This is a genomic window from Streptomyces chiangmaiensis (genome assembly GCF_036281785.1).
Lineage (GTDB): Bacteria > Actinomycetota > Actinomycetes > Streptomycetales > Streptomycetaceae > Streptomyces > Streptomyces chiangmaiensis.
This window is the reverse complement of record NZ_JAYWVC010000515.1, coordinates 1-1,775: the sequence shown is the minus strand read 5'-3', so window position 1 is coordinate 1,775 and position 1,775 is coordinate 1. Positions and strand designations below refer to the sequence as shown.

The following is a 1,775-nucleotide window of genomic DNA, read 5'->3' as shown; positions in this document are numbered from 1 at the left end:
AGGGGAGCCTTCAAATGCCACTGCTGCTGCAAGACGTTATTGAGCTGGGCGGTGCTGCAGTCGAGAGCGTTAAGCACTCCTCCTTGCCCGGGCCAGCTCTGCCTCGTCCATTCCGCCCCATATCCCGTACTGCTGCGCTGTGTCCAGAGCCCAGTCGGCGCATTGCTGGCGGACGGAGCAGGTGCTGCAGACAGCCTTCGCCTCGTCGGCCTGACGGCGGCCTGGTCCTTGCGGGCTGATGGGGAAGAACAGGTCAGTCTCGCAATCCTGGCAGGCCGCCCACTCACGCCAGGTCAGCACGGCGCAACCTTGCGCACCCTGGACTGCTGTCGCAGCAGCGCAGAAGAGAGCGGGGAATGCCTCAGATGCCGACTGCTGTTCCCTCCAACGCACTCGCCCCCGCTCCGCAGGGGGAACCGGGTGGGACACCCATCGGGAAGCCGTTGCTTCTTGTGATCGGGCAAGCCCGGTGGAGCGTGCCTCATCGCCGCTCGAGCCGTCCGTGCTCTCGGGGTGCCAGCTGCGCCTCGGTGGTGGCGAGAAGAGCGTTCCAGGACTCCTGGAACTTTGCGACGCCCTCGTCCTCCAGCCGTTGGACGACTTCTTCATACGAAACGCCGAGGCGTTCGAGCGCATCGAGGTCGGCCCGCGCTTGGTCGTACGTGTTGCGGACACTGTCGCCTCCGGTGAGGCCTCGGTCCTCGACGGCGAGCAGTGTCGCCTCCGGCATGGTGCTTACCGTATTCGGCGCTATCAGGCCAGCGACGTACTTGGTGGGTTCGTAGGAGCTGTCCTTTACTCCTGTGGAGGCCCACAGGGGCCGCTGCTTATTTGCCCCTGACTGCTGAAGTCCCTCCCAGCGCTGCCCGGAGAAAATCTCCTCGAAGGCCTTGTAGGCCAGTCGGGCGTTTGCAACAGCGGCCCTGCCTCGAAGCGTTCTCGCCTCTGGCGTACCGAGGGCGTCGAGGCGCTTGTCCACTTCTGTGTCCATGCGGGACACGAAGAACGAAGCGACGGAGGAGATCTGCGACAGGTCTTGCCCGGTTTCCCTTGCTCTTTCCAGTCCTGACAAGTAGGCGTCTGCGACCAGCCGGTAGCGCTCCACCGAGAAGATCAGGGTCACGTTGACGCTGATGCCCTGAGCTGTGATCTCGGTGATAGCGGGGAGTCCTGCCTCGGTCGCCGGTATCTTGATGTAAATGTTTGGGCGGTCCACCAGCCAGGCCAGGTGGCGCGCCTCGGCGACCGTCGCGACGGTGTCGTGGGCGAAGCGCGGGTCGACTTCGATGGAGACACGACCGTCCTGGCCACTGGCGGAGGAGAGGAAGGCAGGGCGCAGGACGTCAGCGGCGGCGCGTACGTCCGCCGCGGTGATGGTGCGGACGGCCTCTCCTGCAGTCACTTCTCGAGCTGCCAGCTCGGACATCTGGGACTCGTACTCCGGCCCGTTCGATATAGCGTCGTTGAAGATCGTCGGGTTGGTCGTAACGCCTACCACGTAGTGCTTGCTGGCCAGCTCCGCCAGGCTGCCTGACGCGATTCGGCTACGTGAAAGGGTGTCGAGCCATACGGACACACCAGCGTCCGACAGGCACTTCAGAGCATTGATCATGTCGGTCGCACCTTCCGGGGGCGGAACAGGGCCTACTGGAGGCTGCGGGGCTGAGTACAGGCCTGCGCGGCGTTCGCTGTTGAATCGCCTGTCGCTGGCGCCGAGTGTCCCCGGCCGTCTTCTGTTGGGGCCTAACCGGCTGCGCCGCAGGCTGACCCCCTTG

General features: G+C 64.8%; 2 protein-coding genes. Both read right to left on the bottom strand.

The genetic code is table 11. From position 1 onward, the window contains the following. Nucleotides 1–69: 69 nt before the first annotated feature. Nucleotides 70–300, bottom strand: coding sequence for a WhiB family transcriptional regulator (locus VXC91_RS45095; protein WP_329513128.1), 231 nt, complete (start codon nucleotides 298–300; stop codon nucleotides 70–72). A 181-nt stretch (nucleotides 301–481) separates the two neighbouring features. Further along, nucleotides 482–1,612 (bottom strand): transaldolase, encoded by a 1,131-nt coding sequence (tal, locus tag VXC91_RS45090; RefSeq protein ID WP_329513127.1) that lies wholly within the window; start codon nucleotides 1,610–1,612, stop codon nucleotides 482–484. Nucleotides 1,613–1,775 lie beyond the last annotated feature (163 nt).